Source organism: Rhizobium sp. YIM 134829, assembly GCF_046546455.1.
Window position 1 is genome coordinate 314,046 of record NZ_JBKHKI010000006.1, and the last position, 7,912, is coordinate 321,957.

Genomic DNA, 7,912 nt, shown 5'->3' on the forward strand with positions numbered 1-7,912 from the left:
GCAGACCCGGCGGGAGAGGAACGAGAGCTTTGAGGTCGATACCCCGGAGCCGGAGGTGCCTGAAGCAGGAACACTGCTCTGGGAGTGGTTCTGGGACATCCGCAGCGCGCAGTCCTCAGGGCTTGCCGGGGCAGGGCGCATCTCGCACCAAGAGCTGGCCGCTTGGCTCGGCCTGACGGGCAACGTGCTCCGGCGCGAGGAGATCGGGGTGCTGAAGGCCATGGACGCTCGCTACTGCACCGGCGTCGATGACGAGGCGGAGGCTATCCGGGAGCGGGAAGAGGACGGTCGCTAAGCTTGTGGTGATGGACAGCGGGGAGATCGGTCACCTTCGCTTGATATTCCCTTTCTGTTCTGTCTCAATCTGAAACTGCAAGTTGCCCCTGGCCAAGGGGAAGTGCGGACACCGAGACCTCCTTCGGCCTCGGTTCCGTGAAAACGGACCACTCGCGCTTGTGGCTTGGCCGGCCGAGCGCCGAAGGAGTTCAGATGGTAATACGCTCCCAAAAGCAGGAGCCCCCGGTAACATTCGAGATCCACCCGGCGGCCAACATCTTCCCCGAAATGACAGACGCCGAAGCACGCGACCTCATGGTCGACATGCGTGAGCACGGTCAGCGTGAGCCGATCGTCCTATTCCAAGGCAAGGTGATCGATGGCAGAAACCGGCTGCGGGCCTGTCGCTGGTTGGAGATCGAACCGAGGACGCGCGAGTATCATGGTCGGGAAGAGGACATAGTCTCCTACGTCCTGTCCCTCAATCTCCACCGTCGTCACTTAACCGACAGCCAGCGCGCCATGGTCGCTGCGAAGTTGGCGAATATGAAGGTCGGCAACCCAAATTTTGGACCATCACCCAATTCGGCAAATTTGCCGAATAGCGACGCAGCCAAGTTGCTGAACGTCTCTGAGAGATCAGTGCGAACAGCAAAGCAGATCAAAGCGAAGGGCGAGCCGGTCATAGTTACCGCCGTCCAAGCTGGAGATATGTCACTCAACGAGGCTGCAAAGGTTGTTCAGCTGCAGCCAGCCGCCCAGCGTGCGGTTGCGGCTCTGCCCAAGGCGGAGCGCCGCGAAACCCTCGCTGGTAACTCCATTGAGCAGTTGGGCGTCCTTGGGGCCCAAACAGATCCTTACGCCACCAATCGACAGGCCCTTTGCCGCATCCTTGCGGATCTCGCAGAACTAGAAGGAACACCCGAACAACTGATCGCGCAAATGCCGAAGTTCCTGGCGCCGAAGCTGAACAAGAGTTTCAGGCAGGCGTACATGAAGATGCAGGCAATGAACGCTGTCTATCAGAATTGGGAGTTCCGCAATGTCAACGCTGATTAATATCTCGCCTTTCATCGCCAAGGTCATCAGCGACATGCTGAACGAGCAGGGCGTCGTGCTCGACGTCGACAGCGTCTATAATCGCCTGACTGCGATCTATGGCGATGCGATCTACGAAGCCTCACCGATGTTCGTGGAGATCGCCGTCAGGGCCAAGATCAAGTCGCACCTCCGGAACGCGTACAGCGTGAACGGCGAAGACGATGATGCGCAGCTGAAGCTGATCAAGGACGAGGCGCCGGCTACGATCTCGGTTAGGCAGCCTGACGGCCACTATGTCTATGTGCCTCTCAGCGCTGCACGACCGGACGACTTCCGCGCGGCCACCGCAGCCAAAGTTCGCAACATCGAGAACGCCCAGGCGGCACTCGATAAGTGGGAGAGCTTCATCCAACCGATCTTGGCGATCATGGAGACGGAGGATGTATCGTTCCTCGAAGCTCAGAAGCTCGCTGCAGAGCGGGCACCGCCCGAAGTGGCCAAGACAGCGTGACAGTCAGAGGCGGTCTTCGGGCCGCCTTTTTTCATTCAAACTCCTGCTTGCTGCCATCTTCAAAAAGGATGGCACGAACGCAGGTGAAGGGCTTCACCTCTTCTTTTCGGAGCTTGAGGAGCCTCTCGAAAGTGTTTGGCCCCCAGATACCGTCTTGGGTGTGAGTGCCTCCGGCTGGAATAGCGGCGTCACGGTCCATCCGCGCGCTCGCAACGCGCTCGCCAAGAGCATCCTCGAAGCCGAATGAGCCATCAATCATCCGGATTGGCTTCTCCGTTTTGAACCGGATTGTGGTCACAAGCTTGTTGTTGTCGGCATCAAATGGCGTGATCGACCACTCCTCGACCACCGCGAGCGTCTCGTTGCAGGCATGAGCCGACACCATTGGAGCCGCTGCGAGAAGTACCGCTAAGCAAATTGAGCGCATGAATCGTCCTCCTGGTTTTCGACCGGGACCTTAGGCCGTGCGCGTTGAAAGGCAAACCGATGGATGTTGCGCAGCTTGGGGTGAAGGTCACCTCGGAAGGTGTCTCTCAGACGTCGACGGATCTCGACAAGCTCACTGGATCGGCGACGCGCGCGGAAGGCGCTACCGAGCGACTAGCTTCTGCGAACCGCGGGGCCACTGGTGCCGCCTCTGCTGCAGCGAAGGCCTACGCTGCCGAGGGGGCATCTGCAGCTTCGGCGTCCCGGCAGATCGAGATGATGGCTCGAGCCGCAAACTCGAACACCAACATGGCGAGAGGCAACATCTCCAATCTTGCCGCGCAGGTTCAGGACACGATCATCTCGGCTCAGGGCGGCATGGCGGCTCTGACGATTGGTCTTCAGCAGGGCACACAGACGGCTATGGTCCTAGCCTCAATGGACAAACCTATCAGGGGCTTGGCTGAAGCTTTTATGATGGTGCTTTCGCCGGTGTCCCTGATCACCATCGGCATGATCACCCTAGTCGCTGCGCTGGTCCAGATGGTGAACTGGTCGAAGGCAACCGCGTCGGCGCTGCGCGTGGTTGCAGACCATCTCGTCGAGATCGCACCCTATGCAGTCGGCGCCGCCGCCGCCTTGGCGCTGCTCTATGCCCCGGCCATCATTGGCGGGGTCGTCCAGCTCATCGCGCTCCTTGGCCGGCTGGCGGTCCAGGCAATCGAGGTGGGAGCGGCGTTCGCCATCGCAAATCCGGGTGCGGCTTTCGTGATCGGCATCATGGCAGCCGTGGCCGCCGCTGTGATCTTCCGCGATGAGCTGGCGAAAATCCTTGGCGTTGACATCGTGGCGATCGCCAAGCAAGGCGCCAACCTCGTGATCGGGTCGTTCGTTGCCGCCTACCACGACATTGAGTTCGTGTGGAAGAACTTCGGCGACATCTTGGGCGCCAGCGTGACCGGTGCTGTGAACGCCGCAATCACGGGCATCAACCGAATGGTGAGCGCTGCCGCCGAAGGGATCGATAAGGTCATCGGCCTGGTCAACAAGATCCCCGGCGTCAACATCGAGAAGATCGGACGCGTTGGCGATCTCATCGACCCTTGGGAAAACGAATATGCGGAGCGGCTGAAGAAGGCGTCAACCGAGCGGCGAAAAGGGCTCTGGGGGGATTTGAACCGAGACTACCTCGGCGACTTTGGAAGCGCCATCAAGCTTGCTGCTGCCGAAGGCGTCACGTCGTTGCAGGAGCTTATCAAGTGGCTGGAGAAGACCGACGAGAAGACGAAAAAGGGTAGCAAGGGCCGAGGCGGCAAGACCGAGGAGCAGAAATACTCGGACATCACCGACGCCGCGAACCGGCGCATCGCGTCTCTGAGGGCTGAGCAGCAGGCTCTCGGCATGACCGATGAGGCGGCTTCCGCCCTCCGGCATACTCAGGATCTTCTGAACGAGGCGGCGCAGCGTGGCATCACCCTGACGCCTCAGCAGACGCAGGAGTTGGTAAGCCTCGGCGGAACCATGGCGGCCGTTGAAACCCAAACTGAACGAATGCGAGATGCGCTTGAGTTTGCCAAGCAGACTTCGCAGGATTTCTTTCAGGACGTGTTCGACGGGATCACCAAAGGCGAAGGACTATGGAAGTCGTTCGCGAACGCAGCGATCAAGGCGCTCCAGTCAATCGCCTCGGAATTGTTGAAGAAATCGTTCAACAGCATCTGGGACAGCAGCGGGATTGCAAAGGCTATCACCGGCCAGGTGGGCGCCGCCAATGATAATTCACCTGGTGGCGCGACGGCTGCCGCAGGGGCCGTGAGCAAAGCCATGGGACTTCTCGGCCAGTCCGACAGAAGCCCGGGCCAAATCAACTCATACCTCAAGCAGGGCGGGGTGGATATCGATGCGGCTCGCACCGCCTGGTGCGCTGGCTTCGTCAACTCGTCGCTGAAGCAGGTCGGCGTCGACGGGACCGGTTCGCTCACTGCCAATTCCTTCCTGAACTGGGGCAGCCCGGTCGCTGGCGGCATGGCGCAGCGCGGCGATGTTCTAGTGCAGTCCCGCGGTCTCGGCGCCGGCCAGCAGGGCGGCCATGTCGGCTTCGCCACCGGCGGCGTCCGCATGTTCGGCGGGTCCAAGCAGCTCGAAATGCTCTCCGGCAACTCCTCGAACTCGGTTCAGACGACTTGGGTGGAGGCATCGCAGGTCCAGATCCGCCGCATGAACGAAGCCTCGACCTCGCTCCAGGGACTGACGGCCGCCAACCAGAACGCTGCGAAGGGCCTGACTGAACTCGGCTCCGGCATGGGCAACTTCGGCAACAAGCTGTCGACCATCACGAGCGGCGGTGGCTCTGGCTTGCTGTCGACGCTGACCAGCTACGGGATGAGTGTCTTCGCGCAGTCCGGCCAGTTTGCAAACGCGATCCTCGGTGGTGGCGTGGGCTTGTTCGCCAAGGGGGGAATTTCCGATCGCCCGGCGATCTTCGGCGAGGCAGGCCCCGAGGCGGCGGTCCCGCTGCCCGACGGCCGGCGCATCCCCGTTGATCTGCGGGGGCGCGACAAGTCGCCGAGCATGACCTTCGCGCCGGTCAACAACCTCGACATGCGCGGCTCGAATTGGACCGAGGCTCAGATCAACCAAAAGCTCGACCAGCGGGACCGGAAGATCATGGAGCAGGTTCGTGGGAACGTGTCCGAGTGGGTCGGGGATGATCGCGAAAGGTACATCACCGGATGAATTTTCCCTCTGCAGTCGCTGCGCAGCTCGCCGGCAACGTGGTCCGCTGCGATGCTCTCGCCGAGATCGGTTTCCTCAATGGCTCGCGCCGCCTCTATAACGGCTTCGGGACGCTCCGGACCAATGACGGCAAGCTCTGGCAGGGCATCGGCAACCTCGGGAGCATCGGCGGCCTCAAACAGGCGATGAACGGCGCCGCCGCACCGCTCGAGCTATCAGTCTCCGGCGTTGATGCCGGATTTGCCGCGCAGGCCAAGGGCGATCGAGCAAACTGGTACATGCGTCCGGTCGTCATCTACCTGCAGTTCTTTGCTGAAGACTGGCAGCCCCTCGACATGCCGTTCGCCATGGCCTTCGCAACCATGCGGCAACTCACGATCGGCCGGCAGTCGACGGAGGGCGGCATGGTCTATTCGGTGACGATCCAAGCCGAAGGCCCGTTCATCACCCGCAAGCGGGCTCGGTACGGCTTCTATTCCGACACGGACCAGCAGAAGCGGTTTCCCGGTGACCGGGGTTGCGAGCGCACCTCGGGCATCGAGCAACACGTCATCATTTTCCCGAGGTCCTGATGACGGCCGATCTCGGCGCGTTCGTCCGCGCCATGGCTGCCAGCGAGTTTCGTTGGGGCGAGAAAGACTGTGCCCTGGTGATCGCTGACTGGTGGGCCGCCAACCATGGCGGCGACCCAGCGGCGCACCTTCGGGGTGCTTACGCCTCGGATGAGGACTGCCAGGCGCTTCTTCGCGAGGCCGGCGGCTTGGCGAGGCTGGTGCGGCGGATCGCTGTCGCTGCTGGTGCCACTCGATCGACTGGCGACCGCCCCGGCGACTTTGCCGTGATCCGATACGGCAACCGGCATCTTGGCGCGATCCGATCAGCCTCGGGCCGGTGGGTCGTCAAAAGCCAGGACGGCGTGATCGCCATCAAGAACGCAAAGGTCGTTGCCGCATGGTCCGTTTGAGGGTGCTTCTGCTTGCCGGCGTTGTGCTGACTGCCAGTGCCGGCGCCGCGGCCGCTGACCCTGGCTCCTTGATCGCTGGCGCCATCCTCGGGGCGGGGGCTGCCGGTACGATCGGCGCCACGCTACTTGCCGGCGTCATCAACGCGGCGATCGGCATCGGGCTGCAGCTGCTGACGGCTCGGCGGCCCGATGTGCCGAAGCCCGAGGACGTGCAGAACGTCATCCGGCAGTCGCTTCCGGTTCGATCGAGGCACTATGGTCTCAGGCGGCTTGGCGGCCCTCTTCTGTTCATCGAGAACAAAGATGGCGCCGTCTTCCAAATCGTGGCCTTCGGCTCGCAGCGCTTCGACGCTGTCGTCGACTGGATCCTCGATGGGCGGCACATCACGCTCAATGCCGATGGCGTTCTGACCTCAGACCCCTACTATGAGGAGAACACTCGGATCCTCTACAAGCCGGGCACAGCTTCGCAGACAGCGTTCACCCGCCTAGTGGAGCAATTCCCGACGATCTGGACCGCGGACCACCGCAACCGAGGGATCGCCAACGCGTTGCTTGAAACGCGCGGCGTCAAGCTCGAGAAGTTCGGAAAGGTCTACCCGAACAAGATCGCCAAGCTGAACGGCATCTTCCAGACCGCTCTGGTATTGGACCCAAGAACCGGCTCGACTGCCTATAGCGCGAACCTCGCGCTTCAGCTTCGCGACTACCTGACTTCGGATGACGGGCTGCAGATCGCCCCTTCATTCATCGACGTGGACGATATCAAGCAGGCCGCGGATGATTGCGACGTTCTGCTGCCGACGAAGAGCGGCGGAACTGTCCGACGCTACCACGGCGCCTTGAGCTACAGCTTCGATGAAGAGCCGGCGTCCGTCATGAGCCGGTTTCTGACGGCGATGGACGGGCGGATCGCTCTTAAGCCGAACGGTAAGATCGGCGTCTCGGCTGGCGTCTGGCGCGAACCGACTGTCACGCTCAGGGATGAGCACATTATCGACTTCTCGATGTCGGACGGCGCCGGTCCTTTGCGAGAGTTCAACGAGATTCGCGTCAAGTATGAGGAGCCTCTCGCCGACTTCGCTGCGGCGGACGCACAGCCGTGGCGCCAGGACGACGAGATCGCGACCTATGGCGAGGTGCGGTCGAAGACGATCGATGCCTACGAGATCCAGAACCACAATCACGCGCGGCGCATCGCGAAGATTGCCGCAGCGCGCGGTGCGCCGCGCTGGCAGGGGACCCTGAAGACGACGCTCTTCGGAATGAACGCTTGGGATCAGCGTTTCGTCCGAGTGCAGATCGCTGATCTCGATATGGATGGTGACCTATTCGACGAGACGATGGAGGTCGCTGATATCACCCTCAACATTGAGGAGATGACGGTCTCCATCAAGGTTTCGAGCTTCGGCGCCGATGCCTATGCCTTCAACCCATCAACGGAGGAGGGGACGGCGCCGCGGCTTCCCGAGCGGATCGAGGAGGACGCGATCCCGGACGTGCAAATGGCAAGCGCGATCGGCACGCAACGAACTCTAGCAGGGGGTGTCAAGGTGGCGCTGATCAAGGTCTCTGTTGCTGCGCCGGCCGGCCAGGACGATCTGAAGCTCGACGTCGAATACTCGCGGGCCGATCTTGAGGAGTGGCAGGCTGCGGCCGTCGCTCCTGACGCCCTGAAGGTCGATATCGTCGGCCTGGAGGACGGCGCGCTCTATGATGTTCGCATGCGGTGGCGCACGGCGTCCGGAGCGGCCGGACCCTACGCGCTGATCGAAAACATCCCTGCCGTGGCCGACCCCAACCCGCCGCTGCCGGTGACGAACCTCGACACGACGCCAGGGCCGACCGCCGGCACAGTCACCATCGCCTGGACCAACCCGAACAGCGAGAACTTCAAGGCTGTCCGGATCTATCGCAACAGCACCACAAACTTCGCGACAGCAACGGACCTTGAAGGG

General features: G+C 61.9%; 8 protein-coding genes. 7 read left to right on the forward strand and 1 reads right to left on the reverse strand.

The window, feature by feature from the left end; genetic code table 11:
• The first annotated feature begins 55 nt into the window (after window positions 1-55).
• From ACLE20_RS13480 to ACLE20_RS13490, 3 genes are all read left to right on the forward strand, one after another.
• Window positions 56-295 carry a hypothetical protein gene (locus ACLE20_RS13480; protein WP_410940811.1) on the forward strand — a complete coding sequence of 80 codons (240 nt, stop codon included), beginning with the start codon at window positions 56-58 and terminating at the stop codon, window positions 293-295.
• Between the two features lie 194 nt (window positions 296-489).
• Window positions 490-1,335 carry a ParB/RepB/Spo0J family partition protein gene (locus ACLE20_RS13485; RefSeq protein ID WP_410940812.1) on the forward strand — a complete coding sequence of 282 codons (846 nt, stop codon included), beginning with the start codon at window positions 490-492 and terminating at the stop codon, window positions 1,333-1,335.
• On the forward strand, window positions 1,319-1,828 hold the full coding sequence (locus tag ACLE20_RS13490; protein WP_410940813.1) for a hypothetical protein: 510 nt from the start codon (window positions 1,319-1,321) through the stop codon (window positions 1,826-1,828). The genes ACLE20_RS13485 and ACLE20_RS13490 overlap by 17 nt, the downstream gene beginning before the upstream one ends.
• 31 nt (window positions 1,829-1,859) lie before the next feature.
• Here the strand turns inward: ACLE20_RS13490 and ACLE20_RS13495 are convergent, their stop codons facing one another.
• Window positions 1,860-2,255, reverse strand: a complete 396-nt coding sequence (locus tag ACLE20_RS13495; RefSeq protein ID WP_410940814.1) for a hypothetical protein — start codon at window positions 2,253-2,255, stop codon at window positions 1,860-1,862.
• A 44-nt stretch (window positions 2,256-2,299) separates the two neighbouring features.
• Here ACLE20_RS13495 and ACLE20_RS13500 point away from each other — a divergent pair, with 44 nt between their 5' ends.
• The 4 genes from ACLE20_RS13500 to ACLE20_RS13515 form a co-directional block, all read left to right on the forward strand.
• The gene (locus tag ACLE20_RS13500) at window positions 2,300-4,990 is read left to right on the forward strand and encodes a hypothetical protein (protein WP_410940815.1); all 2,691 of its coding nucleotides are present in this window, start codon (window positions 2,300-2,302) and stop codon (window positions 4,988-4,990) included.
• A complete protein-coding gene (locus tag ACLE20_RS13505; protein WP_410940816.1) occupies window positions 4,987-5,562 on the forward strand; it encodes a hypothetical protein in 576 nt (191 codons plus the stop codon). Before ACLE20_RS13500 ends, ACLE20_RS13505 begins: the two co-directional genes overlap by 4 nt.
• Window positions 5,562-5,954, forward strand: coding sequence for a DUF6950 family protein (locus ACLE20_RS13510; RefSeq protein WP_410940817.1), 393 nt, complete (start codon window positions 5,562-5,564; stop codon window positions 5,952-5,954). The genes ACLE20_RS13505 and ACLE20_RS13510 overlap by 1 nt, the downstream gene beginning before the upstream one ends.
• Window positions 5,942-7,912, forward strand: a 1,971-nt coding sequence (locus tag ACLE20_RS13515) for a hypothetical protein (RefSeq protein ID WP_410940818.1), incomplete at its 3' end; no start/stop codon positions are given. The genes ACLE20_RS13510 and ACLE20_RS13515, both read left to right, overlap by 13 nt.